This is a genomic window from Plantibacter sp. PA-3-X8 (genome assembly GCF_003856975.1).
GTDB lineage: Bacteria > Actinomycetota > Actinomycetes > Actinomycetales > Microbacteriaceae > Plantibacter > Plantibacter auratus.
In genome coordinates this window covers 3,318,564-3,342,048 of the sequence record NZ_CP033107.1, presented here as the reverse complement: position 1 = coordinate 3,342,048, position 23,485 = coordinate 3,318,564, and the positions used below count along the sequence as shown (strand labels likewise).

At 69.6% G+C, this 23,485-nt stretch carries 22 protein-coding genes; 15 read left to right on the top strand and 7 right to left on the bottom strand.

What is annotated here, in order from left to right; genetic code table 11:
- Positions 1 to 115 precede the first annotated feature (115 nt).
- Positions 116 to 508, top strand: a complete 393-nt coding sequence (locus EAO79_RS15765) for a DUF779 domain-containing protein (protein WP_079707135.1) — start codon at positions 116 to 118, stop codon at positions 506 to 508.
- 165 nt (positions 509 to 673) lie between these two features.
- On the top strand, positions 674 to 2,857 hold the full coding sequence (locus tag EAO79_RS15760) for a DEAD/DEAH box helicase (protein WP_079707134.1): 2,184 nt from the start codon (positions 674 to 676) through the stop codon (positions 2,855 to 2,857).
- A 57-nt stretch (positions 2,858 to 2,914) separates the two neighbouring features.
- Here EAO79_RS15760 and EAO79_RS15755 read toward each other — a convergent pair whose 3' ends face one another.
- Entirely contained in the window at positions 2,915 to 3,181 is a 267-nt protein-coding gene (locus EAO79_RS15755; protein WP_124769548.1) for a mycoredoxin, read from the bottom strand.
- Positions 3,182 to 3,327: 146 nt separating this feature from the next.
- On the opposite strand from EAO79_RS15755, the gene EAO79_RS15750 reads away from it, so the two are divergent.
- Positions 3,328 to 4,356 carry a 6-phosphofructokinase gene (locus EAO79_RS15750; RefSeq protein WP_064294489.1) on the top strand — a complete coding sequence of 343 codons (1,029 nt, stop codon included), beginning with the start codon at positions 3,328 to 3,330 and terminating at the stop codon, positions 4,354 to 4,356.
- Positions 4,357 to 4,416: 60 nt separating this feature from the next.
- Here the strand turns inward: EAO79_RS15750 and EAO79_RS15745 are convergent, their stop codons facing one another.
- Complete coding sequence (locus EAO79_RS15745; RefSeq protein ID WP_124769547.1) at positions 4,417 to 6,519, bottom strand: S9 family peptidase; 2,103 nt, start codon at positions 6,517 to 6,519, stop codon at positions 4,417 to 4,419.
- 77 nt (positions 6,520 to 6,596) lie between these two features.
- On the opposite strand from EAO79_RS15745, the gene EAO79_RS15740 reads away from it, so the two are divergent.
- The 4 genes from EAO79_RS15740 to EAO79_RS15725 all read left to right on the top strand — a co-directional run bounded on the left by EAO79_RS15740 (position 6,597) and on the right by EAO79_RS15725 (position 10,989).
- Positions 6,597 to 7,436 carry an aldo/keto reductase gene (locus EAO79_RS15740; RefSeq protein ID WP_079707132.1) on the top strand — a complete coding sequence of 280 codons (840 nt, stop codon included), beginning with the start codon at positions 6,597 to 6,599 and terminating at the stop codon, positions 7,434 to 7,436.
- A gap of 53 nt (positions 7,437 to 7,489) precedes the next feature.
- Positions 7,490 to 9,334, top strand: coding sequence for a DUF2207 domain-containing protein (locus EAO79_RS15735; protein ID WP_164486956.1), 1,845 nt, complete (start codon positions 7,490 to 7,492; stop codon positions 9,332 to 9,334).
- A 144-nt stretch (positions 9,335 to 9,478) separates the two neighbouring features.
- A complete protein-coding gene (locus EAO79_RS15730; RefSeq protein WP_079707130.1) occupies positions 9,479 to 10,657 on the top strand; it encodes an inorganic phosphate transporter in 1,179 nt (392 codons plus the stop codon).
- On the top strand, positions 10,654 to 10,989 hold the full coding sequence (locus EAO79_RS15725) for a peptidase (protein ID WP_079707129.1): 336 nt from the start codon (positions 10,654 to 10,656) through the stop codon (positions 10,987 to 10,989). Before EAO79_RS15730 ends, EAO79_RS15725 begins: the two co-directional genes overlap by 4 nt.
- 219 nt (positions 10,990 to 11,208) lie before the next feature.
- On the opposite strand, the gene EAO79_RS15720 is transcribed toward EAO79_RS15725, so the two are convergent.
- On the bottom strand, positions 11,209 to 12,486 hold the full coding sequence (locus EAO79_RS15720) for a uracil-xanthine permease family protein (RefSeq protein ID WP_079707128.1): 1,278 nt from the start codon (positions 12,484 to 12,486) through the stop codon (positions 11,209 to 11,211).
- A 135-nt stretch (positions 12,487 to 12,621) separates the two neighbouring features.
- Between EAO79_RS15720 and EAO79_RS15715 the strand changes: the two genes are divergently transcribed.
- The 3 genes from EAO79_RS15715 (at position 12,622) to EAO79_RS15705 (ending at position 16,733) form a co-directional block, all read left to right on the top strand.
- Positions 12,622 to 14,073, top strand: a complete 1,452-nt coding sequence (locus EAO79_RS15715) for an NCS2 family permease (RefSeq protein ID WP_124769545.1) — start codon at positions 12,622 to 12,624, stop codon at positions 14,071 to 14,073.
- A gap of 73 nt (positions 14,074 to 14,146) precedes the next feature.
- Positions 14,147 to 15,049, top strand: coding sequence for a phosphodiesterase (locus EAO79_RS15710; RefSeq protein WP_124769544.1), 903 nt, complete (start codon positions 14,147 to 14,149; stop codon positions 15,047 to 15,049).
- Positions 15,050 to 15,254: 205 nt separating this feature from the next.
- Complete coding sequence (locus EAO79_RS15705) at positions 15,255 to 16,733, top strand: aspartate ammonia-lyase (protein WP_086474295.1); 1,479 nt, start codon at positions 15,255 to 15,257, stop codon at positions 16,731 to 16,733.
- 74 nt (positions 16,734 to 16,807) lie between these two features.
- Here EAO79_RS15705 and EAO79_RS15700 read toward each other — a convergent pair whose 3' ends face one another.
- Positions 16,808 to 17,710, bottom strand: coding sequence for a fumarylacetoacetate hydrolase family protein (locus tag EAO79_RS15700; protein ID WP_371413648.1), 903 nt, complete (start codon positions 17,708 to 17,710; stop codon positions 16,808 to 16,810).
- 329 nt (positions 17,711 to 18,039) lie between these two features.
- Between EAO79_RS15700 and EAO79_RS15695 the strand changes: the two genes are divergently transcribed.
- Together EAO79_RS15695 and EAO79_RS15690 are read left to right on the top strand one after the other, a co-directional pair.
- Positions 18,040 to 18,414: an FKBP-type peptidyl-prolyl cis-trans isomerase gene (locus EAO79_RS15695; RefSeq protein ID WP_064294480.1), complete on the top strand. Its 375-nt coding sequence runs from the start codon at positions 18,040 to 18,042 to the stop codon at positions 18,412 to 18,414.
- Between the two features lie 88 nt (positions 18,415 to 18,502).
- On the top strand, positions 18,503 to 19,033 hold the full coding sequence (locus EAO79_RS15690) for an adenine phosphoribosyltransferase (RefSeq protein WP_124769542.1): 531 nt from the start codon (positions 18,503 to 18,505) through the stop codon (positions 19,031 to 19,033).
- Positions 19,034 to 19,036: 3 nt separating this feature from the next.
- On the opposite strand, the gene EAO79_RS15685 is transcribed toward EAO79_RS15690, so the two are convergent.
- A complete protein-coding gene (locus EAO79_RS15685) occupies positions 19,037 to 20,353 on the bottom strand; it encodes an MFS transporter (RefSeq protein WP_206428244.1) in 1,317 nt (438 codons plus the stop codon).
- Between the two features lie 132 nt (positions 20,354 to 20,485).
- On the opposite strand from EAO79_RS15685, the gene EAO79_RS15680 reads away from it, so the two are divergent.
- Complete coding sequence (locus EAO79_RS15680; protein ID WP_079707123.1) at positions 20,486 to 20,917, top strand: pyrimidine dimer DNA glycosylase/endonuclease V; 432 nt, start codon at positions 20,486 to 20,488, stop codon at positions 20,915 to 20,917.
- A gap of 84 nt (positions 20,918 to 21,001) precedes the next feature.
- A complete protein-coding gene (locus EAO79_RS15675; RefSeq protein WP_079707121.1) occupies positions 21,002 to 21,283 on the top strand; it encodes a YdeI/OmpD-associated family protein in 282 nt (93 codons plus the stop codon).
- 37 nt (positions 21,284 to 21,320) lie between these two features.
- Here the strand turns inward: EAO79_RS15675 and EAO79_RS15670 are convergent, their stop codons facing one another.
- On the bottom strand, positions 21,321 to 21,965 hold the full coding sequence (locus EAO79_RS15670; protein ID WP_124769541.1) for a hypothetical protein: 645 nt from the start codon (positions 21,963 to 21,965) through the stop codon (positions 21,321 to 21,323).
- A gap of 168 nt (positions 21,966 to 22,133) precedes the next feature.
- Between EAO79_RS15670 and EAO79_RS15665 the strand changes: the two genes are divergently transcribed.
- Positions 22,134 to 23,174 carry an LLM class flavin-dependent oxidoreductase gene (locus EAO79_RS15665; protein ID WP_124769540.1) on the top strand — a complete coding sequence of 347 codons (1,041 nt, stop codon included), beginning with the start codon at positions 22,134 to 22,136 and terminating at the stop codon, positions 23,172 to 23,174.
- A gap of 33 nt (positions 23,175 to 23,207) precedes the next feature.
- Here EAO79_RS15665 and EAO79_RS15660 read toward each other — a convergent pair whose 3' ends face one another.
- A complete protein-coding gene (locus EAO79_RS15660) occupies positions 23,208 to 23,480 on the bottom strand; it encodes a protealysin inhibitor emfourin (RefSeq protein WP_064294474.1) in 273 nt (90 codons plus the stop codon).
- Positions 23,481 to 23,485 lie beyond the last annotated feature (5 nt).

Sequence of the window (23,485 nt, the reverse complement as noted above, 5' to 3'; positions counted from 1 at the left end):
TCCCGGTCCCTGAGCCCCCACCCGGTCCCTGAGCTTGTCGAAGGGCGCCCTTCGAGAGGCTCAGGGACCGGCGGAGGGGCAGGGCCGGATACACGACACGATGAAGGAGGACACCATGACCGGACGGGTCGACGTCACCGACGCTGCGGCCGCACTGGTGCGGGAGATGACCGCGCTGCACGGACCGCTCATGTTCCATCAGTCCGGCGGATGCTGCGACGGGAGTTCGCCCATGTGCTACCCCGTCGGGATGTTCCGCACGGGCGCGGTCGACGTCCTGCTCGACACGCTCGACGTGCCCGGGCTCGACGCGCCCGTCGAGGTCTACATGTCGCGTTCCCAGTTCGAGTACTGGAAGTACACGCACCTGACGATCGACGTGGTGCAGGGGCGCGGCAGCGGGTTCAGCGTCGAGGCCCCGACGGGGCAGCGGTTCCTCATCCGTTCTCGCATGCTCGACGACGCCGAACTGGAGCGGTTCGGACTCGTCGACAGCGCGCCGGACTGAGCGCTCGCGACCGATGCGGCCGATGGCGTAGACTGGGCACACGCCCGTCGGGCGCCCGTGTCGGTCTCGTGCAACGCTCTGTTGCTCCACGACGACCAGTCGGGCCCGACGCCCGTCTCTTCCGGCCCCTCGGCCGATGAGGCTCTTCGACTGCTCAGGAGGAGCATGCCGCACACCGGCCAGCAACGCCGTTCCCAGGGGCGTTCCAGCACCCGTTCATCTGGCCGCTCGAACCCCAGAGGGTCCTCGTCGCGTCACGACGACGACGCGCCGATCATCCCCATCCTCGCCCGCAAGGTGCGCGAGGTCGAGGCGAAGGCGCAGAAGGGCAAGGTCGGGCCAACCAACCGGACCAAGTACCAGGTCATCGCCTTCCTCGTCCGCGAGGAACGCGCCAGGGTCAAGGCCGACACGAGCTACAGCGACGCCACGCGGGCCGAGCTCCTGAAGCGCCTCGACGGTGTGGCGACCATCCTCGCCAAGACGGCGGCGCGCGACACCTCGCTCATCCAGCTCCTCGAGGCCGACGCCGCGACGAGCCCCGTCGCGCAGCGGCTCCGGCGCGACTGGCTCCTCGAGTCGGGCGCCGAACTCAGCGCCGACGAACTCATCATCACCGTCGAGAAGCCCGTCGTGGAGTCCGTCGTCCCGGCCGAGCTCGCCGAGAAGCAGGTCATCCCGCAGTCGGTCAAGGCACGTCAGTTGGCCAATCCGTTCCTCGCCCCGGATTTCAGCCAGGCGGCACCGCAGCCGACCGTGCGTCGACGACTCGACAGCTGGGAGCTCATGGGCCCCCTGTACAAGGCGTTCGAGCTCGGTTCCGGCGGGGGAGCGGCCTCGATGGACCTGCCCGACGCCCCGAAGCTCGACCGGCTCTCGCCGCGCGGCCTCGAAGTCATGAAGCACCAGGCGCGCTTCGTCGAGAGCGTCCGTGAAGGACACCGTTCCTTCCTGCTCGCCGACGAGCCGGGCCTCGGCAAGACCGCGCAGTCGGTCCTCGCCGCCTCGGTCGCCGAGGCGTACCCGCTCCTCGTCATCGTGCCGAACGTCGTCAAGATGAACTGGGCGCGCGAGGTCGAGCGCTGGACGCCGCACCGACGCGCCACGGTCATCCACGGCGACGGCCAGGCGCTCGACGCCTTCGCCGACGTCATCATCGTGAACTACGAGGTCCTCGACCGCCACCTCGCCTGGCTCGGGACGCTCGGCTTCCGCGGCATGGTGGTCGACGAGGCGCACTTCATCAAGAACCTCCACTCCCAGCGCTCGCAGCACGTGCTGTCACTCGCGAACCGGATCCGGAAGGCGACGCCCGGCCAGGACCCGCTGCTGCTCGCGCTGACGGGTACGCCGCTGATCAACGACGTCGAGGACTTCAATGCCATCTGGCAGTTCCTCGGCTGGATCAAGGACGGCAAGCCGACCGCCGAACTCATGGAGCGGCTCGAGGACACCGGCCTGACCCCGGCCGAGCACGCCTTCTACGCCGCCGCGCGGTCCGCCGTCATCGACATGGGCATCGTGCGCCGCAAGAAGCTCGACGTCGCCAAGGACCTGCCCGCCAAGCGCGTCGCCGACCTCCCGGTCGAGCTCGACGACGAGGCGATCCGGTCCATCCGCGACGCGGAGGCCGAGCTCGGGCAACGGCTCAAGTCCCGCTACGTGCGGGTCCTGGAGTCGCGTGGTGAGCGCGTCGACGCGCTGCACGAGCCGAACACCGACCTCATGCGCATGGTCGCCCAGGCCGAGCTCGACGAGTCCAAGGCCGCCGGTGGCACGGAGAACGTGTTCACCATGATCCGCAAGATCGGTCAGGCCAAGGCCGTCCTCGCCGCCGATTACACGGCGCAGCTCGCGAGGTCCGTGGGCAAGGTCGTGTTCTTCGCGAAGCACATCGACGTCATGAACGCGGCCGAGCAGTTGTTCGCGGGTCGCGGCTTGAAGACGGTGTCGCTCCGCGGCGACCAGACCGCGCAGGCGCGTCAGGCCGCGATCGACGCGTTCAACACCGATCCGGAGGTCGCGGTCGCGGTCTGTTCGCTCACCGCCGCCGGCGTCGGCGTCAACCTGCAGGCCGCGTCCAACGTCGTGCTCGCCGAGTTGTCCTGGACAGCCGCCGAGCAGACCCAGGCGATCGACCGCGTGCACCGCATCGGTCAGGAGGAGCCGGTCACCGCCTGGCGCATCATCGCCGCGCACACGATCGACGCGAAGGTCGCGGAACTCATCGACAGCAAGCAGGGCCTGGCCGCTCGCGCGCTCGACGGAAGCGACCAGGACGTCGCGTCGGTCGACTCGGTGCAGCTGAACGCCCTCGTCCACCTGCTCCGCGAGGCACTGGGCGCCTGACGTCCGGTTCGTCCGACCGGGTGACCACAGGTCGCCCGGCCGGACGTCGTCGGCTGGTCAGACGCCGAGTGCCGCCTTCACCTGAGCGAGCGACGGGTTCGTCGCGGTCGAGCGGTCGGGGAAGATCACCGTCGGGACCGTCTGGTTGCCGCCGTTCAGCGAGGCGACGAGGTCGGCGGTCCCCGGGACCTGCTCGATGTCGACCTCGGTGAACGGGATGCCGGCTGCGGACAGCTGGTGCTTCAGTCGGGCGCAGTACCCGCACCAGGTCGTGGAGAACATCGTGATGCCGCCATCGGCGGGCAGGTAGTCTTCGGCACTCATCCCAGCAGCCTAACCCCGGTGGACGAGGCACCGACCCTCTGGGCCGGAGGACCGTCCGCGCCGGATGAAGCACCGTCGGCGAGACGGTATTGTCGGGGATGACTCCCGGCACCTGAGGTGCCCCGATCCCCATGAGGACTGTTGATATGAGAATTGGTGTGCTCACGAGCGGCGGCGACTGCCCCGGCCTGAACGCGGTCATCCGAGGAGCGGTCCTCAAAGGGACGAAGATCCACAACCAGGAGTTCATCGGCATCCGCGACGGCTGGCGAGGAGTCGTCGAGGGCCTGACGATGCCGCTCGACCGCCACAGCGTGCGTGGTCTCGCCAAGCAGGGTGGCACCATCCTCGGCACGAGCCGCACCAACCCGTTCGAAGGACCGCACGGCGGCCCGGAGAACGTCCAGCACACCATGGACCGGCTCGGCATCGACGCGCTCATCGCCATCGGCGGAGAGGGCACGCTCGCCGCGGCGAAGCGGCTGACCGACGCCGGCCTCAAGATCGTCGGCGTCCCGAAGACGATCGACAACGATCTCGACGCCACCGACTACTCCTTCGGCTTCGACACCGCCGTCGAGATCGCGACCGAGGCCATCGACCGTCTCCGGACGACGGGCGAGTCCCACAAGCGGTGCATGGTCATCGAGGTCATGGGCCGGCACGTCGGCTGGATCGCCCTGCACGCCGGTATGGCGGCGGGTGCCCACGCCATCCTCATCCCGGAACAGCCGCAGTCGATCGAGCAGATCTGCGAGTGGGCGGACAGCGTCTACCAGCGCGGTCGCGCCCCGATCATCGTCGTGTCCGAGGGCTTCACGCTCGACACCATGGAGACCGCGCACTCCGAGAAGGGACTCGACGCGTTCAACCGTCCCCGTCTCGGCGGCATCGCCGACGTGCTCGCACCCGAGATCGAGCGCCGCACGGGCATCGAGTCCCGCGCGACCGTGCTCGGCCACCTGCAGCGCGGTGGCGTCCCGAGCGCCTACGACCGCGTGCTCGCCACCCGCCTCGGTATGGCCGCCATCGACTCCGTCATGGCCGGCGACTGGGGCACGATGATCGCACTCCGCGGCACCGAACTCGTCAACTGCCGCTTCGAAGAGGCGCTCGGCAAGCTGAAGACCGTGCCGCAGGAGCGCTACGACGAAGCGGCGATCCTCTTCGGCTAGACACCCGCCGCACCGACGACGCCCCTGCTCCGGACGGAGCAGGGGCGTCGTCGCTTCGGATCAGGCCGGATCGGTGTCCGTGAGTTCGAGCACATCGAGCAGCCAGGCGAGTTCCTCGGCGCGCTCACGCCACGCGTTGTAGCGGCCGCTCACCCCGCCGTGCCCGGCGCTCATCTCGATCTTCATCAGCGCCGGTGCACCGGCGTCCCGCAGGCGGGCCACCCACTTCGCGGGTTCCACGTACAGCACGCGGGTGTCGTTGAGGCTCGTCGTCGCGAGGATGCGCGGGTAGCGCTTCGCCGGGTCGACGTTCTCGTAGGGGCTGTACGCCTTCATGTACGCGTAGACCTCGGGGTCGTGGAGCGGATCGCCCCATTCGTCCCATTCGATGACCGTCAGGGGGAGCGACGGGTCGAGGATGCTCGTCAGCGCGTCGACGAACGGGACGCCGGCGAGGATGCCGGCGAAGCGGTCGGGAGCACGGTTCGCCACGGCGCCCATGAGGAGGCCGCCGGCGCTGCCGCCCTCGGCGACGAGCCGGGCAGGCGTCGTCCAGCCCTCGCGGATGAGGTGGTCGGCCACGTCGACGAAGTCGCTGAAGCTGTTCTGCTTGTGGAGCTTCTTGCCGTCCTCGTACCAGTGACGCCCGAGTTCGCCGCCGCCGCGCACATGGGCGATCGCGAAGGTCACGCCGCGGTCGAGCATCGACAGCCTCGCGATCGAGAAGGACGGGTCCATGCTGGCCTCGTACGAGCCGTAGCCGTAGAGGTGGAGCGGCCCGGGCCCCTGGGCACCGACCCGGCGCACGATGGAGATCGGCACGCGGGTCCCGTCCACGGCCGTCGCCCACTCCCGGAACTGCTCGTAGTCCGCAGGGCGGTAGTCGCCGAGGACCGGCTGCTGCTTGCGCACGAAGCGTTCGCCGGACCGGACGTCGAGTTCGAGCACCGTTGACGGCGTCACGAGCGACCCGTATCCGAACCGGAGCATCGGTTGCGCCCATTCACCGTTGCCGTGCCAGCCGACGGTGGACAGTGGTTCGTCGAAGGCGATCTCGTCGATGTCGCCACTCGTCGGGTCGAGCAGGCCGATGCGGGTCAGGCCGTCGCGCCGGTAGGAGACGGTGGTCACGGCCTCGAACGCCTCGACGTCCTCGAGCCGGCGCTCGCTGCTGTGCGCGACGACGACCCGCGCCGTGCCGAGCGGATCCGAGAGCGGCACCTCGACGAGCTCGAAGTCCGGCGCGTCCCGGTTGTGCAGGATGAGCAACCGGTCTGCACCGTCGGCCACCCGGTGTTCGACGCTGTACTCGACGCCGTCGGTCCGCGGCCAGACGACCCGCGCCTCCTCGGACAGCGCGTCGGCGGGGACGAGTCGGGTCTCGCTCGTGACCGAGGAGCCGGCCTCGATCAGGAGCAGCGCGCGGCTGCGGGTGAATCCGGCACCGACCCAGAACCGCTCGTCGGGCTCGTGGAAGAGGACCGTGTCGTCGTCCTGGGACGTCCCCACCCGGTGCAGGTGGACGGTGTCTGGGCGCCAGCTCTCGTCGACCGTCGTGTAGACGATGGCGGTGCCGTCGGGGGAGAACTCCGCACCGCCCGCGGTCCCGAGGAGCTCGTCGTCGAGGTCGACGCCACTCGCGAGGTCCCGGACACGGACGGTGTACCGCTCGTCGCCTTCGACGTCGACGCCGTAGAGCAGTCGCGTGCCGTCGTCCGACACGTCGAAGCTGCCGAGGGAGAAGAAGTCGTGGCCCTCCGCCTCGACGTTGGCGTCGAGGATGATCTGCTCGCCGGGGGCAGCGCCGCCCTCGGGCAGGGTCGGCGGCGTCCAGTCCTCCGGGTCGGCGACCGGGATGCGGCACTGGATGCCGTACTGGCGGCCTTCGACACTGCGGCCGTAATACCACCACGCACCGGAACGGGTCGGTACCGAGAGGTCGGTCTCGAGCGTGCGGCTCTTGATCTCCTGGAAGATGCGCTCGCGCAGTCCGGCCAGATGGGCCGTCTCCTGCTCGGTGTAGGCGTTCTCCGCCTCCAGGTGCGCGATCACCTCCGGTGACTCCTTCTCACGGAGCCACTCGTACGGGTCCACCACGGTGTCGCCGTGATGGGTGCGTTCGGTCGGTCGGGTCTGGGCACGGGGGGCAGAGAGCTTCGCCATGGTCCAACGCTAGTCGAGGCGCCGCCCTCCCAGCCCGCTCGGAGCCATCCGAGGGCCGCCGGGTCTAGCGTGGGGTGATGACGACCATCCCAACATTCGCGCTCAACGACGGTTCGAGCGTCCCCGCGATCGGTTTCGGCACATACCCCCTGCGAGGCCGCGAGGGCACCGACGCCACGCTGTCCGCCATCGACGCAGGCTACCGACTGATCGACACCGCCGTGAACTACCGCAACGAGGACGCCGTCGGCGCCGCGGTCCGCGAGACCGACGTCCCCCGTGACGAACTCGTCGTCGCGACGAAACTGCCCGGCCGCGACCACGGCTTCGAGGAGACCATCACCTCGTGCCGCGGATCCCTGGCCTCGCTCGGCCTCGACCACATCGACCTGTACCTCATCCACTGGCCGAACCCCTCCGTCGGCCGCTTCGTCGAGTCGTGGAAGGCCATGATCCAGCTGCAGCGCGAGGGCCTCGTCCGCAGCATCGGCGTCTCGAACTTCACCGAGGAGTTCCTGACCCGCCTCGCCGACGAGACGGGTGTGCTGCCGGCCGTCAACCAGGTCGAGCTGCACCCGTACTTCCCGCAGGAGGAGCTCCTCGCCTTCCACCGCGAGCACGGCATCGTCACCGAGGCGTGGAGCCCGCTCGGCAAGGCACAGGCGCCGTTCGCCGAGGAACCCGTCGCAGCGGCCGCCGCGGCGCACGACGTCTCACCGGCGCAGGTCGTCCTCCGCTGGCACCACCAGCGCGGCGTGCTCCCGATCCCGAAGTCCGCGTCCCCGGAACGCCAGCGCACGAACATCGACGTGTTCGGCTTCGAGCTCAGCGACACCGAGGTGCAGGCGATCACCGCACTCGGGCGGACCGACGGCAGGCTCTTCGACGGCGACCCCAACACCCACGAGGAGATGTGAGTCCCGGCGGGCGCGTCCGCGCGCCCGCCGGCACCCCTCCTAGACTTGGCCGGGTGAAGCCCAGACGTCGTCGCCTGTCCCCGGTCCGTGCCCGCTCCTCGCGGGTGCTCCTCGTCGCCCTGGCCCTGGCGGTGGGTGCACCACTCGTCGCGACCCTGGCGAGCGCGCCGCCCGCCGCGGCCGACGCTCGGACCGACGTGTCCGACTTCACCTTCGCGTCCTTCGACGGCGACTACACCCTGAGCCGTGGCGGCGACGGTCAAGCCGAGCTGCGCGCGGTCGAGACCTTCGTCGCGGAGTTCCCCGACTCCGACCAGAACAAGGGCATCATCCGAGCGATCCCGGACGAGTTCGACCGGGCACCACTGCACACGGAGATCGTCTCGGTGACCGACGCCGACGGTGCGCCCGTGGAGTGGGAGACCGACCGCGACGGTGACTTCCTCGAGCTTTCGCTCGGTACGGACGACTACGTGCGCGGCACGCAGAGCTACGTCATCACCTACACGCAGCGCGGCGTCGTCGGCGCCTATCGCGACACACGCTCCGACGAGTTCTACTGGGACGCACCCGGGACCGGCTGGGACCAGCCGTTCGCCGACGCCAGCATGACGGTGCGGGTCGCGCCAGACATCGCCGACGCGCTCACCGGTGACGGCGCCTGCTACCGCGGGGATCCGGACGACAGCTCACCGTGCGACCTCTCCCAAGCGGAGGACGCCGACGGAGACGTCTTCACGACCTCCTCCGTCCCGCTGCAGGCCCGGCAGACGCTGACGGTCGCGATCGGGTTCGAACCGGGCACGTTCGTCCAACCGGCCCGCCCCGGCGAGGCGCCGGTCTTCTCCATCGTCCCGATCGTCCTCGGCGCGCTGTCGGCCGCGGGGCTCGGAGCACTCCTGTGGATCCGACTGCGCTTCTGGCGGGATCACCCCGGTCGTGGCGTCATCGTGCCGCAGTACTCCGCCCCGAAGCAGATGAACCTCCTGCTGGCGGGCGACCTCGCCGGTCGCGCCGCCTCGTCGATGGCCGCCGAGATCGTCAGCCTCGCCGTCCGCGGCAAGCTCCGGATCGTGGACGGACCGGGCAAGAAGGACTACTCCCTGCAGTACCTCGACGACGGCGCGACGGATGAGCAGGAACGGCGCGTGCTCGCCGCGCTCTTCCCCGACCGGAACCGACCGCGGGAGATGAAGGAGGTCGACCCGGCGCTCGGCAAGGCGGTCACCGCGGAACTCGCGGCCGCCAAGCGGAACGCCCTCGACCTCGGCCTCCGAAGCTCGGTCTCCTCCGGGCGGGCGTGGATCATCGTGGGGGCGCTCGCCGTCCTGGGCGTCGCCGGGATCGTCTTCTTCGGGGTCGCCTACTCCCAGCGAGCGGACAACGGCTGGTCGGTCGCCGCGCTCTTCGTGACCGGGATCGCGCTGCTCGCCGGGATCGTGTTGGCCATCGCACCGAAACCGCTCACCGCCACCGGTGCCGATGCGCGGGACGAGTTGCTCGGCCTCCGCGACTACCTGGCGCTGGCGGAGCAGGACCGCTTCCGCATGTTGCAGAGCCCCGACGGTGCCGAACGGGTGGACCTCGGCGACCCCGGCCAGCTCGTCCGGGTCACCGAACGGCTCCTGCCCTTCGCCGTACTCTGGGGCGTGGAGCGCGAGTGGGCCAAGGAACTCGGTATCCGCTACGAGCAGGCCGGGAGTGCGCCGTCGTGGTACGCCTCGAACACCCCGTTCCAGGCGGCGATGTTCGCGAACGCGTTCTCCGGCTTCTCCGGATCGGCGTCGAGTACGTCGGCGTCCTGGTCGACCAGTGGGGGAGCGAGCTCGTCCGGCGGCTCGACGGGCGGCGGCTTCGCGGGCGGCGGCGGAGGCGGCGGAGGCGGCGGCGGGCGCTGATCGGCGTCGAGTTGACCTCGACCGGGCAGGGTGTAAGGATCGTGTACGGCGGGTGAACCGCCCGTATCCAGCACGTGAATTCCCCCCCAACATCTCGTCGGGGAGCACTGTGTCCGTATTCGCTCCGCCTCGAGAAAGACACCAGTGGAACTCGTTACCCTGACTGTCGTGCTGGTCATCGCACTGGCACTGTTCTTCGACTTCACGAACGGGTTCCACGACACGGCGAACGCCATGGCGACCCCGATCGCCACGGGCGCCCTCAAACCGAAGACCGCCGTGCTGCTCGCCGCGATCCTCAACCTCGTCGGTGCGTTCCTGTCCACGGAGGTCGCGAAGACCATCTCGGGCGGGCTCATCCGGGAGGGCGAGGGCGGCATCCGGATCGGACCGGAGCTGATCTTCGCCGGACTCATCGGCGCGATCGTCTGGAACATGCTGACCTGGCTCCTCGGCCTGCCGTCGTCCTCCAGCCACGCGTTGTTCGGCGGGCTCATCGGCGCGGCGATCGTCGGCGCCGGCTTCGGCTCGATCGACTTCGGTGTCGTCCTCTCCAAGGTCATCCTCCCGGCGTTGATCGCCCCCGTCACGGCGGGTCTGGTCGCCTACTCGGCGACGAAGCTCGCCTATCGGATCACGCGCCGCTATGACGGCAAGCCCGACGGCCGCGACGGGTTCCGGTACGCGCAGATCTTCTCCTCGTCCCTCGTCGCCCTCGCGCACGGTACGAACGACGCACAGAAGACCATGGGTGTCATCACGCTCACTTTCATCGCGGTCGGGGTGCAGGCGGTCGGCACCGGCCCCGAGCTCTGGGTCATCGTCGTCTGCGCCCTCGCCATCGCGCTCGGCACCTACATGGGCGGCTGGCGGATCATCAAGACGATCGGCACGGGGCTCACCGACGTCAAGCCGGCGCAGGGCTTCGCGGCCGAGACGAGCACCGCCGCCACGATCCTCGCGTCGAGCCACCTCGGCTTCGCCCTCTCCACCACGCAGGTCGCCTCCGGCTCCGTCATCGGCTCCGGCCTCGGGCGACGCGGATCGAAGGTGCGCTGGGGGACCGCCGGGCGCATCGCCCTCGGCTGGTTGATGACCCTGCCCGCGGCCGGCATCGTCGGGGCACTCGCCGCCGCCGTCGCCCACCTCGGCCTCGTCGGCATCATCATCGACGCCGTGGTGGGGGTCGGTGTCATCCTCACCATCTTCCTCATCTCGCGCCGGAACCAGGTCGACCACAGCAACGTCGTCAGTGAGGTCGCCGACTCCGGTCGTGCGGTCAAGATCAAGCGCAACCCCAAGCCCAAGAAGGTGAAGAAGTGATCGACTGGGCAGCATTCCTGATCGTCTTCGCGACGTCGCTCATCGGTGCGACCGCGATCGTCAGTCTGTACTCCCTCGGGCTCCGGCTCCTGACCACCGCCGGGCGCGTGCCCGTGGTGGCGCCGGCCGAGTTCACCGATGCGATCACGGTCATCACGCCGGAGGAGGCCGCAAAGGCGGCGAAGCGGGCCGCGAAGGCCGCTCGGAAGAACCCGTTGACTCCGGCGCAGCAGAACCTGGCCCGCGCCGGTGCCTACGCCTGCTTCGCCCTGTGTGCGGCGGCGGTCCTCTTCGGCATCTACCTGATCGTGCCGTTCTTCCACCAGGGCTGACCCCTGGGGTTCGCCAGCGCGGTGCGCTGAAGCGAGCGCGGGCCTCCGGTACGGGACCGATCCGTGTGGGGGCGCCAGCGCGGTGCGCTGACGCGAACCGCACCTACCCGGCATGGCCGCGGGTTACACACGTGAGCGCGGGGCTCCAGAGACCCGCGCTCACCCGTACGACCCGCGCTGACGCCAGCGCACCGCGCTGACGCACCCGCACCGGACGGGTCAGGCGGTCTTCCGCCAGCGACCGATGGTCGTCATCACGTGGTAGATGACGATCGCGGCGATCGTGCCGAGCGCGATCCCGTTGAAGCTGACGTCGCCACCCGCCACCCAGGTGAAGTCCGCGATGCCGATGATGAGCGCCGTCGCCGCTGTGAACTGGTTGACGGGCTTCGAGAAGTCGACCTTGTTGTCGAGCCAGATCTTCACGCCGATGATCCCGATGAGTCCGTACAGGGCAGTCGTGACGCCGCCGAGGACGCCCGCCGGGATGGTGTTGATGACCGCACCGACCTTGGGGGAGAGGCCGAGGAGGACCGCGAACAGACCGGCGACCCAGTAGGCCGCCGTGGAGTAGACCCGAGTCGCCGCCATGACGCCGATGTTCTCGCCGTAGGTCGTCGTGCCCGAACCGCCGCCGAAGCCGGCCAGCATCGTCGCCAGGCCGTCGGACAGGAGCGCGCGACCAGTCTGCTTGTTCACCGAGGCGTCGGTCATCTGCGCGACGCCACGGATGTGGCCGACGTTCTCGGCGATGAGGACGAGCACGACGGGCAGGAACGCCGGAAGGACCGCCCAGACCGCCGGGTTCGAGATCGGGTTGTCCGCGAGGTGGAACTCGGGGAGGCCGACCCACGCGGCGTCCGCGATCTTCGAGAAGTCGATCTCCTGACGGATCGCCGCGACGATGTACCCGACCACGACACCGATGACGATCGACAGTCGGCCGAGGATCCCGCGGAAGACGACGGTCGACAGGATGACGGCCGCGAGCGTCACGAGGGCGGTGATCGGAGCGGCCACGAAGTTGTTCTTCGCGGCGGGGGCGAGGTTGAACCCGATGAGCGCGACGATGGCACCGGCGACGACCGGCGGCATGAGCGCATCGATCCACCCGGTGCCCGTGACCTGCACGATGACGCCGACGAGCGCCAGGAGGAGCCCCACCGCGAGGATGCCGAAGAGGGCGCTGCCCATGCCCTGGCTCGCGACCGCGGCGGAGATGGGGGCGATGAAGGCGAATGACGAGCCGAGGTAGCTCGGCACGCGGTTCTTGGTGATGACGAGGAACAGGATGGTGCCCACACCCGAGAAGAACAGCGTCGTGGTGGGCGGGAACCCGGTCAGCACGGGGACGAGGAACGTGGCGCCGAACATCGCGACGACGTGCTGCATGCCGAGGCCGATGGTCCGCGGCCAGGTGAGCCGTTCTCCGGGGCCGACGATCGCGTGGGTCGGGACGTGCTTGCCGTCGCCGTGCAGAGTCCAGGGCAGCGCCATGTGAGCTCGATTCCGTGAGGAGGGTGCTGGGTAAGGGGTCCAGCCGATCGTAGCGGCACCCTCGCATCCCGGTCGTCGCGGGGCGGTCCGCCGTGCCGGTACGCTGGTTGCTTCGATGCAGACCCAGGAGGTCCAGTGACCACGACGCCCACCGCTCCGCGCTCGTTCCGAGAGCGTCTCGACGGTTTCTTCGAGATCAGCAAGCGCGGTTCGACCGTCGGAGGCGAGGTGCGCGGCGGCCTCGTGACCTTCGTCGCGATGGCCTACATCGTCATCCTCAACCCGATCATCCTGAGCGGCTCGGCCGACGTCACCGGTGGCGAGCTCGGCTTCGCGCAGGTTGCCGCCGTGACCGCCCTGACCGCCGGCGTCATGACGATCCTCTTCGGTCTCGTGGCGCGGCTGCCGTTCGCCTTCGCGGCCGGCCTCGGCATCAACTCGTTCCTCGCGGTCAGCGTCGTCGGTCAGGTCACCTGGGCCGAGGCGATGGGCCTCGTCGTCATCAACGGGCTCATCATCGTCCTGCTCGCGGCGACCGGACTCCGCGCCATGATCTTCAATGCGGTGCCCATCCAGCTGAAGATCGCGATCACGGTCGGCATCGGCCTCTTCATCGCCTTCATCGGCTTCGTCGACGCCGGCTTCGTCCGCTCGACGGGCGCCGGTTCGCCGCCCGTCGGCCTCGGGATCGAGGGCTCGGTCGCCACCGTGCCGACCGCCGTGTTCGTCATCTCCCTGCTGCTCACGGGCGTGCTCGTCGCGCGCAAGATCAAGGGTGCCCTGCTCATCGGCATCGTCGCCTCCACGATCATCGCCATCATCGCCGAGGCCGTCTTCAAGGTCGGCGCCTCCAACGGCGGCGAGAACCCCGGTGGCTGGAACCTCAGCGTCCCGACCCTGCCCACCCAGGTCGTCGGGATCCCCGACCTCAGCCTGCTCGGCCAGGTGAGCTTCGGCGGCTTCGAGCGCATCGGCGTCCTCGCCGCGCTCATGCTCGTCTTCACCCTCGTGTTCACGAACTTCTTCGACGCCATGGGCACGATGACCGGGCTCTCGAAGGAGGCCGGTGTGGCGGACGCCAAGGGCGACTTCCCTCGGCTCCGCTCAGCGCTCATCGTCGAGGGTGTCGGCGCGGTCGCCGGTGGCGCGACCTCGTCCTCCTCCTCGACCGTCTTCATCGAATCCGGTGCGGGCATCGGCGAAGGGGCACGGACCGGCCTCGCGAACCTCGTGACCGGCGCGCTGTTCCTGCTCGCCATGTTCTTCACGCCGCTCACGCAGATCGTGCCCTCCGAGGTCGCCGCCGCCGCGCTCGTCATCGTCGGGACGCTCATGATGTCGCAGATCAAGGACATCGTCTGGACCGAGTTCTCGGTCGCGCTCCCGGTGTTCCTGACGGTCGTCGTCATGCCGCTGACGTACTCGATCGCCAACGGCATCGGCGCCGGCTTCATCGCCTGGGTCGTGCTCCGCTCCCTGTCCGGGAAGGCGCGCGAGATCAGCCCGCTGCTGTGGGTCGTCGCAGCCGGGTTCCTCGTCTTCTTCGCCCGCGGACCCATCGAGCAGCTCCTCGGCGTCGCGTCCTGACCGTCCGCGGTCGGCCGCCCTCGGGTGGTCGACCGCGGCGGAGCACGTCGGCGGTGGCTCCTAGACTCGGACCATGACTTCCGACGTCCGTTTCGGTCAGTACCCGGCTCCCGACAGGGTCATCGTCCATCTGAGCGACCCGCACCTCCTGGCCGACGGCCGACGCCTCTACGACGCGGTCGACGTGCAGGCCAACCTGGAACAGGCCCTCCGTCAGATCGAGCGGATGCAGCTCCGGCCCGACGCGATGGTGTTCACGGGTGACCTCGCGGATCTCGGAGAGGCCGACGCCTACCGTCGACTCCGGGAGCGGGTCGAGCCCGTCGCCGAGCGACTCGGCACCACCATCGTCTGGCTCATGGGCAACCACGACGAACGGTCGGTCATGCGGACGGAGCTCCTCGACCTCCCGGCAGGGGAGCAGCCGCTCGACGCCGTCTGGGACTTCGGCGGCTTGCGCGTCATCGGCCTCGACTCGACTGTCCCGGGGTGGCACCACGGTGAGCTCGAGGACAGCCAGCTGGAGTGGCTGGAGTCGGTGCTGGCCACGCCGGCGCCGCTCGGCAGCATCCTCGCCATGCACCACCCGCCGGTGCCGTCGAGCATCCCGTTCTTCGACATCCTCGAGCTCCGCGACCAGCACCGGCTCGAGGCCGTGCTGCGCGGGAGCGACGTCCGGGCCATCCTGGGCGGCCATCTGCACTACTCCACCTCGAGCACCTTCGCCGGCATCCCCGTCCAGGTCGCCAGCGCGAGTTGTTACTCGATGAACCTCTCGCTCCCGTCCGTGGAGGTGAACGGGATGTTCGGCGGTCAGTCCTTCAACCTCGTGCACGTCTACGACGACCGCATCACCCACTCCACGGTCCCGCTCGGTGACTACACCACCGCCGACACCTTCAGTGCGGCGTTCATCGACCGCATGGCCGCCCTGAGCCCTGCCGAGCGGCTGGAGGCGTTCTCGCGCAAGCGGTGACCCACGGGCGCTGAACCGCAGGCACGGAACCGCAGGCACGGAACCGCAGGCACGGAACCGTCTCGGGTCCAAGACACCGCAGAGGCATCGCGGATCGCACCCGGCTACGCTGGAAGGGACATCCACCCACCAGGCAACGGAGCCACGAGTGACGATCAGCACCACCAGCAGCAGCATCCCCACCACCCTTGGAGCAGACGACGACATGGCGGACAGGACGAACAGCGACGAGACTCGGACGGAGTCGGATTCACTCGGTTCGATGGAGATCCCGGCCGACGCGTACTGGGGCATCCACACGGCACGCGCGCTCGAGAACTTCCCCATCACGAAGCGTCCGATCTCCGTCTACCCCGACCTCGTCGTCGCCATCGCGAGCGTCAAGCAGGCCGCCGCCCGCGCGAACGCCGAGATCGGGGTCCTCGACCCGGCGAAGGCGAACCTCATCGACCGCGCGTGCCAGATCATCATCGACGGTGACTTCCACGAGGAGTTCATCGTGGGCGTGATCCAGGGCGGCGCGGGTACGTCGACGAACATGAACGCGAACGAGGTGATCACGAACATCGCGCTCGAGCTCGCCGGTCATGCCAAGGGCGAGTACCAGTTCCTGCATCCGCTCGACGACACCAACCGGTCGCAGTCCACCAACGACGTCTACCCGACCTCGATCAAGATCGCGCTCGCGTTCTCACTGCAGTTCCTCCTGACGGAGCTCGGCCTGCTGCGCGACTCGTGCAGCGCGAAGTCCGTCGAGTTCTCCCACGTCCTCAAGGTCGGGCGAACGCAGCTCCAGGACGCCGTCCCGATGACCCTCGGGCAGGAGTTCCACGGCTTCGCCACGACGCTGAACGAGGACTACGACCGCCTCCACGAGACCCTCTGGCTGCTCGCCGAGGTCAACCTCGGCGCCACCGCGATCGGGACGGGGATCACCGCCGACCCGCGCTACGCGGAGGCCGTCGTCCGTCACCTCAACCAGATCACGGGCCTCGCGCTCACTACGGCACCCGACCTCATCGAGTCGACGAGCGACGCCGGCGGGTTCATGTCGTTCAGCGGCACCCTGAAGCGGAGTGCCATCAAGCTCTCCAAGATCTGCAACGACCTGCGTCTGCTGTCGAGCGGTCCGCAAGCCGGTCTCGGCGAGATCAACCTGCCGCCCCGACAGGCCGGATCGAGCATCATGCCGGGCAAGGTCAACCCGGTCATCCCGGAGGTCGTGAACCAGGTGGCGTTCAGCGTCGTCGGCGCCGACATGACGGTCACGATGGCGGCCGAGGCCGGGCAGTTGCAGCTCAACGCCTTCGAACCGGTCATCGCCCACTCGCTGCTGCAGAGCATCGTCTGGATGGCACAGGCGTGCAAAACGCTGCGGGTGAACTGCATCGACGGCATCACGGCGAACGAGGAACGGCTCGAGGTGATGGTCGGTGCCTCCGTCGGCGTCATCACCGCCCTGACCCCGTTCATCGGGTACCAGTCGGCTGCGGCGCTCGCGAAGACCGCGCTGCTCACGGGCCGCAACGTCGCGGACCTCGTGGTCGAGGCCAACCTCATGACGCGCGACGAGGTGACGAAGCAGCTCTCGCCCGCGCGGCTCTCGGGGATCGAGGCCATCACCTCGGCCATCCCGATCATCGACCTGCCGATCCCGGGAGCGGACTCCGACCCGAGCCGCTGACCGACGCGGCTGTACACGACGAAGCCGTCCGGACCAGGGTCCGGACGGCTTCGTCGTGTGCTGTGGGGGAGTCGCTACCCGGCGGTGACCGTGCAGTGCGTCGTGAGCGATCCGACGCCTTCGACGGACACGGTGACGGTCGCGCCGTCGGTCAGGAAGACCTGCGGATCGCGCGAGTATCCCGCGCCGCCCGGGCTGCCCGTCGAGATGAGCGTTCCGGGCAGGAGGGTCGCGGAGCCCGACAAGTGTTCGATGAGCGTCGCGACGCTGCGGACCATGTGACTGGTCGAGGAGTCCTGGAGCGTCACGCCGTCGAGGACGGTCGAGATGTGGAGGTCCTGCGGGTCGGGGATCTCGTCCGCGGTCACGACGACCGGGCCGGTCGGGGTGAACCCGTCGAAGGACTTGCAGCGTGACCACTGTGCCTCGGAGTACTGGATGTTGCGGGCGGTGATGTCGTTGACGACGGTGTACCCGAACACGTACCCGAGCGCATCGGCCGCATCGACGTCGCGAGCGGCCCGGCCGATGACGACACCGAGCTCCGCCTCGTAGTCCACCTGCTCGCTGATCGCCGCCGGCCAGCTCGTGGTGCCTTCGTGACCGGTGAGCGAGTTCGCCCACAGGCCGAAGATGGTGGGGGCGTTGTCGGTCTTGAGATTGAGCTCCTGCGAGTGCGCCGAGTAGTTGAGCCCGACCGCGAGGATCGTCGGCGGACGGAGGACCGCGGACGCGTGGACGAGCCCGTCGAGGGGTTCTCCGCTGACACCGTGGGCGAGCGACGTCTCGACGAAACTCCGCACGCGGTCCAGCTCGGCGGGGCCGCGCTCGATGAGCTCCTGGAGGTCGCGCGGGGCGTCCTCGAGGATCTCGTCGAGGAACACCGCCCCGGTGTCGCTGATGACGGCGAGTCGGACCCGCGGCTCTGCGGGAGCACTCGGCTGATGGTCTGTGGCGACGAAATGGGCGAACTTCACCCGTCTACGGTATCGCAGGCGCGTCGGGCGCGGGCGTTGTGGACATACCGGTCCGAGCTGCGGATGCCCGGACACGACGGAACGGGATGCGAGGCGGATCCCCGGGCGACGGCCCCGGACAGACTCATCGCCCGGTGCTGCGGCAATGCCTGCGAGTCGCCCGGGCGATGAGTTGGTCTGTGCCTCCAGCATGCACCCGGGTGCCACGGCCCGCAACCCCCAAGTACCGGGCGCAGCGCCACGACCACCCCACCCGGCGTCGGCCCGGGGCGTCACGCGCTCAGCGAAATCCGCGTGAACCGATCAGGCGGAACTGCTTGGATGGAGTCATGACCGATTCAGCACGCACCAAGCCCGAGGTCGACGCCCCCACGGGCCCGGCCCCCACCGAACTCGTCATCGAGGACATCTTCCTCGGCGAGGGCGACGAGGCCCAGGCCTCCTCGACCGTCGACGTCCACTACCTCGGCGTCGGCTACGACTCCGGCGAGGAGTTCGACTCCTCCTGGAGCCGCGGGCAGTCCATCAACTTCCCGCTGCGCAACCTCATCCAGGGCTGGCAGCACGGCATCCCCGGCATGAAGGTCGGCGGCCGTCGCAAGCTCACGGTCCCGCCGGAGCTCGCCTACGGCCCGGCCGGCAGCGGCCACCAGCTCTCCGGCCAGACGCTCGTCTTCGTGATCGACCTCCTGGGCGTCAAGTAACCATCCGCAGGTCACCCCTCGTCTCTCTCGACCGACGCGTCCCTGAGGCGAGGGGTGTCGCATGTCTCCCAGACCGAACGAGGACCACATGACCACCGCAACCCAGTACGTCGACCGCCTGACGGCGACCATTCCGGACTTCCCGACGCCCGGCATCCTGTTCCGCGACCTGACCCCGGTCTTCGCCGACGCCGACGCCTTCCGCGCGATCATCGACGAGCTGGCGGCGCGCTTCGAGGGTCGCTTCGACGCGGTCGCCGGTGTCGAGGCCCGCGGGTTCCTGCTCGCCGCGGCGGTCGCGTACGCGACGCACACGCGGCTGGTCCCCATCCGCAAGGCGGGCAAGCTGCCGGGTGAGGTGCTCCGCGAGGACTACGGACTCGAGTACGGTGCCGCCGCCCTGGAGTTGCGCACCGAGCAGTTGCCGGCCGGGACGCGTGTGCTCATCCTCGACGACGTGCTCGCGACGGGCGGCAGCTGCGGCGCGGCGGTCAACCTCATCGAGCGCGCCGGATACGAGGTGGCAGGGCTCGGGCTGGTGCTCGAGCTCGAGGGGCTGCCCGGCCGGGCCTCGCTCAGCGGTCGCGACGTCTTCTCGATCGCCACGGCCCCCGCCTAGGCGCTACGGGGTCGGCGTCCTGGCGTCGTAGCGTCGGAAGGCCCCCTGGACGCGGACGAGCGTCCAGACGAGCACGACGACCAGGAGTCCGCCGGCGAGCGCCGGTACCCAGAGCGCGAAGGCAGACGCGGCGAGGCCGATGTAGAGGTCGCCGACGCGGGGTCCGCCGGTCACGACGACGGTGAAGACGCCCTGCAGCCGGCCTCGGACGGCATCGGGCACGGCCGCCTGGAGGATCGTCATCCGGAAGATCGAACTGATGTTGTCGGCCGCTCCGGCGACGGCGAGTGCGATCGCCGCGATCACGATGGCGGGCAGGTTCGCGTCTGCCGCATCGGGGGTCGCCGTTCCGGAGAACGTGACCCACGCGAGGACCGCGCCGACGCAGGCGATGGCGAGCCCGTAGACGATGATGGCCCGCTCGATGGCGCGGCCCTGGCGGTCGATCCGGCCGAGTCGTCCGGAGACGAGGCTCGACAGCAGGGTGCCGACCGCGCCGGCTGCGGTCAAGACCCCGACGGTGATCGCGCCGCCACCGAGCAACAGGGTGCCGACGGCGGGGTAGAGCACCCGTGGGTTGCCGAACGTCATCGCGACGATGTCGACGATGAACGTCATCCGGACGTTGGGGGCCGTCCGGAGGAAGGTCCAGCCGTCGACCAGGCTCGCGAGGCCCGGAAGTCGACTGACGCCGCCTTCGGGCAGGATCTTCGGCAGCGACGCGATCCCGAGGAAGGCGGCGACGAACAGCACGACGTCGATCGTGTAGGTCCAGCGGAATCCGACACTGGCCACGAGGACGCCGGCGAGTGCGGGACCGACCGTCACCATGACCCCCGCGGCGATGCCGGACAACGCCGCGGCGGACGGCAGGAGGCGGGCCGGCAGCAGCCGGGGGAGGATCGCCTGCCGCGTCGTCCCGACGATGGTCGTCGACACGGCGTTGATCGTCGTGAGGAGGTACAGGGGCCAGACCACCTCTGAGCCACTCCAGGCGAGCACCGCGATGATCGCCGTCGACACCCACGTGACCACGGCGGCCGTCAGGGCGACCGTGCGTCGGTCGAACGCGTCCGCGAGCATGCCCCCGTAGAGCCCGAAGCAGATCATCGGGATGAGGGCGATGACGCCCACGAGTGAGACGGCGAACGTCGACGCGGTGAGGTCGTAGACCTGGAGCCCGACGGCGACGATGGTCATCTGACCGCCGATCCCGGTGATCGCGCCGCCGATCCACAGCCGGGCGAAGGCGGGACTCTCCCGGAGCGGACTCAGATCGACGAGGAGCCCGCGCCGCCCGGATGCGGGTGCAGCGCTCACCGGGGCATCGGGTGACGGAATGGTGCGCGCTCAGACATGCACCTCAGCCTACGCGCGTCGCGGCAGGGCTCCGCGGCGAGGGGCAGGGGCTGCCCGGAGTCGGTTGTCAGCGCCCTCGGGCAGGATGGAGTCATGCGTCTCTGGTCGATCCATCCCCGGTACTTCGACGCCCAGGCGCTGACCTCGTCCTGGCGTGAGGGGCTGATCGCCCAACGGGTCCTGCAGGAGCCCGGATCGAGCCTTCGTGCACACCCGCAGCTCCAGCGCTTCCTCGAGGCCGACGAACCGCTGGAGGCGATCGCGGCCTACCTCAACGGTGTCGCCGACGAGGCGCAGGAGCGCGACATCGTCTTCGACCGTGCGCGTGTCGTCGCCTCCGGCGTCCTCCCGGAACCCCTCGTCGTGACCGACGGCCAGCTCGACTACGAATGGGGCAACCTGCGGCGACACCTGCTCGGACGTAGCCCGGACGTCGCGTCCCGGTGGGCGAAGGTCTGGCGACCGCAGCCGCACCCGGTGTTCGTCGTCGTCGGCGGTGGCGTCGCGTCATGGGAACTCGCCTGAGGTCCTGACGGCCCGAGGACCCTGCCGAGGTCGGTCAGGACCGAGCTGCTCGACGGCTGCCGCCCGACCCACTACCGTTGCCGCATGGGCAGACACGCTGATGTGGGAGCCGCGCCGCTCTCGGCGACCGGCACGGTGGTGCGGCTGCGGCCGGACCTCGAGGAGGCGATCGACGACGCCGGTCGATTGTCGTTCTTCCGCGGCCTGCCGAACAGCGCACAGCGGGAACTCGCGATGTGGGTGGAGCGGTCCGACGACGCGCACCGGGATGCACGGATCGAAGCGGTCATCGAGTTGCTCGCCCAGCGGGCCGTGGAACTCCGGACGGCCGCTCCTGCGCGTACCGCGGGTGGTCAGCGGCGCTGACGGACACGCGTCGGCGCTCCAAGGGTGCCGGTAGGGCTCAGAACCCGAAGTCGCCGCCGCCACCGAAGTCGCCGCCGCCACCGAAGTCGCCGAATCCACCGTCACCCCAGCCACCGCCGTCGGCGGAGCTGTCGGCTGCGGAGGTGTCGGTCGCCGCGCCGTCTCCCGCCCCGGCCTCGGCACCGCTCTGATCGGCGCCACCGGCATCGGCTGCGGCATCGGTCCCGACGGTGTCCGGGATGAACGCCTGCGCGATGGCCGAACCGACCACGACACCGGCGATGGTGCCGAGCATGGAGCTGGCCAGCATGCCACCGAAGCCCATCCCGCCGCCCTGCGGACCGAGGTTGCGCTCGAGGGTCCCAGGCTGCCGCACCTCGGCCCGGGTGGCCGAACGCGCGAGGGCCTTGGGGGAGTCGTCGGCCGGTGCCTCACCGGTCGGGGCGTCCTCCGACAACTGTCGGTACAGGATGCCCCGCTGCTCGGGGGTGAGCTTCGTGAAGGCCTCTTCGTGGACCTGTTCGATGGTCTCCGGCGGCGCGGTCCGCAGGAGGTAGCGGTAGCGTTCCACGGCGATCTCGTCCTCCGTCCGCGCGCGGGCCGGAGCCGGGTTCCCGCCGGCCGTCGCCTGGACAGGTCCATCGGACTCGGGGCGTCCGAGCAGTCGATCGAGGAATCCCATGCTGTGCTCCTTCACGGTCGCGGGCGTCCAGCGTACGCGTCAGGTGTGGCATCCGGCTTGGATCGCCCTGGGAATCCACTGCGGTCGCCGAGGCGGAATATGTCAGGCCGTCCGAGCGCTGCACCCTGATGCGTCTGTCGCCGTTCGGCAGCGCGACGAAAGGTGACCATGCGACTCTCGATACTGGATCTCATCCCCGTCCGCACCGACCAGGACACCGCGGCTGCCCTCGCAGCGACGATCGCCCTGGCGAAGCGCGCCGACGAGCTGGGGTACCACCGGTATTGGGTGGCCGAGCACCACAACATGCCGTCCGTCGCATCGACGAACCCCGCGGTCGTCATCGGCATCCTGGCCGCCGCCACGCAGCGCATCCGGGTCGGCTCCGGCGGCGTGATGCTCCCGAACCACGCGCCGCTCGTCGTCGCCGAGCAGTTCGCGCTCCTCGAGGCCTCCGCGCCCGGTCGCATCGACCTCGGCCTCGGCCGGGCACCGGGCAGCGACCCCGTCATCTCCGCCGTGCTCCGCCAGTCCGGCAACACGAGCGACGTCGACCGGTTCCCGAACAACGTGCAGGACATCGTCGCCCTCCTCGGCGTCGACGGTGCGAGCGTGCGGATGACCTCCGGCGAGGAGTACGCCCTGCGGGGGACGCCGAAGGCCGGCAGTGTGCCGGACGTGTGGTTGCTCGGTTCGAGCGACTACTCGGCGGCGCTCGCCGCAGCACTCGGACTGCCCTACGTCTTCGCGCACCACTTCTCCGGCCAGGGGACGGCTCGGGCCCTCGAGCTCTACCGGTCCAGTTTCCAGCCGTCCGCACATCTCGACGCGCCTCGCACCTTCCTGACCGCGAACGCCGTGGTCGCCGACACGGCCGCCGAGGCGGAGGCGTTGGCGCTCCCCAACCTGCAGCAGATGGCGAGACTGCGTTCCGGCAAGCCGCTCGGACCCATCGCGACCGTCGAAGAGGCCGCCGCGACCGAGCAGAGCGATCTCGAGCTCGGCTTCGTCGAGCAGATGCGCGCTGCCTGGATCATCGGCGACGCCGACCAGGCTGCGGCGGAGCTGCAGGGTCTCGCCGACCGCTTCGGTGTGGACGAGGTCATGGTGTCGCCCGTCGGGTCGGCACGGGAGGGCACACCGTCGAACTCGGTGCCCGCACGTGAGCGGACGATCGAACTGCTGGCGGAGCGCTTCCCGCAGCACTGACGCCGTCGGCGTCACGCGACTGGCGAGGAATCGTCAGTCGCGTGGCGGCTGGACGGCGCGCACCCGTTCGACGAGTTCCTGCCAGGGACCGGTGAGCTGCTGCTCGCCGAGGGTGGCTTCCTTGGGCGCGCATCTGATGCGGTAGACGTACCGATCCGGGACCGGTGGTCCTTGTGGGGTGTCGTCCCACGGGAGGCGGTCGAGCAGGACGATCCACCGGTCGACGTCGGGCTGCTCGTCGACGACGACCTCCCAGCGTCGGGTGAGACCGGCCACACCGCCGCTCCTCGTCACCGTGACCTTCATGCCGC

Bases quoted from the DNA above. Each gene is read 5' to 3' on its own strand.
- EAO79_RS15765 (WP_079707135.1), top strand. From the start codon at position 116: ATGACCGGACGGGTCGACGTCACCGACGCTGCGGCCGCACTGGTGCGG.
- EAO79_RS15760 (WP_079707134.1), top strand. From the start codon at position 674: ATGCCGCACACCGGCCAGCAACGCCGTTCCCAGGGGCGTTCCAGCACC.
- EAO79_RS15755 (WP_124769548.1), bottom strand. From the start codon at position 3,181: ATGAGTGCCGAAGACTACCTGCCCGCCGATGGCGGCATCACGATGTTC.
- EAO79_RS15750 (WP_064294489.1), top strand. From the start codon at position 3,328: ATGAGAATTGGTGTGCTCACGAGCGGCGGCGACTGCCCCGGCCTGAAC.
- EAO79_RS15745 (WP_124769547.1), bottom strand. From the start codon at position 6,519: ATGGCGAAGCTCTCTGCCCCCCGTGCCCAGACCCGACCGACCGAACGC.
- EAO79_RS15740 (WP_079707132.1), top strand. From the start codon at position 6,597: ATGACGACCATCCCAACATTCGCGCTCAACGACGGTTCGAGCGTCCCC.
- EAO79_RS15720 (WP_079707128.1), bottom strand. From the start codon at position 12,486: ATGGCGCTGCCCTGGACTCTGCACGGCGACGGCAAGCACGTCCCGACC.
- EAO79_RS15710 (WP_124769544.1), top strand. From the start codon at position 14,147: ATGACTTCCGACGTCCGTTTCGGTCAGTACCCGGCTCCCGACAGGGTC.
- EAO79_RS15705 (WP_086474295.1), top strand. From the start codon at position 15,255: ATGGCGGACAGGACGAACAGCGACGAGACTCGGACGGAGTCGGATTCA.
- EAO79_RS15695 (WP_064294480.1), top strand. From the start codon at position 18,040: ATGACCGATTCAGCACGCACCAAGCCCGAGGTCGACGCCCCCACGGGC.
- EAO79_RS15690 (WP_124769542.1), top strand. From the start codon at position 18,503: ATGACCACCGCAACCCAGTACGTCGACCGCCTGACGGCGACCATTCCG.
- EAO79_RS15680 (WP_079707123.1), top strand. From the start codon at position 20,486: ATGCGTCTCTGGTCGATCCATCCCCGGTACTTCGACGCCCAGGCGCTG.
- EAO79_RS15675 (WP_079707121.1), top strand. From the start codon at position 21,002: ATGGGCAGACACGCTGATGTGGGAGCCGCGCCGCTCTCGGCGACCGGC.
- EAO79_RS15670 (WP_124769541.1), bottom strand. From the start codon at position 21,965: ATGGGATTCCTCGATCGACTGCTCGGACGCCCCGAGTCCGATGGACCT.
- EAO79_RS15665 (WP_124769540.1), top strand. From the start codon at position 22,134: ATGCGACTCTCGATACTGGATCTCATCCCCGTCCGCACCGACCAGGAC.
- EAO79_RS15660 (WP_064294474.1), bottom strand. From the start codon at position 23,480: ATGAAGGTCACGGTGACGAGGAGCGGCGGTGTGGCCGGTCTCACCCGA.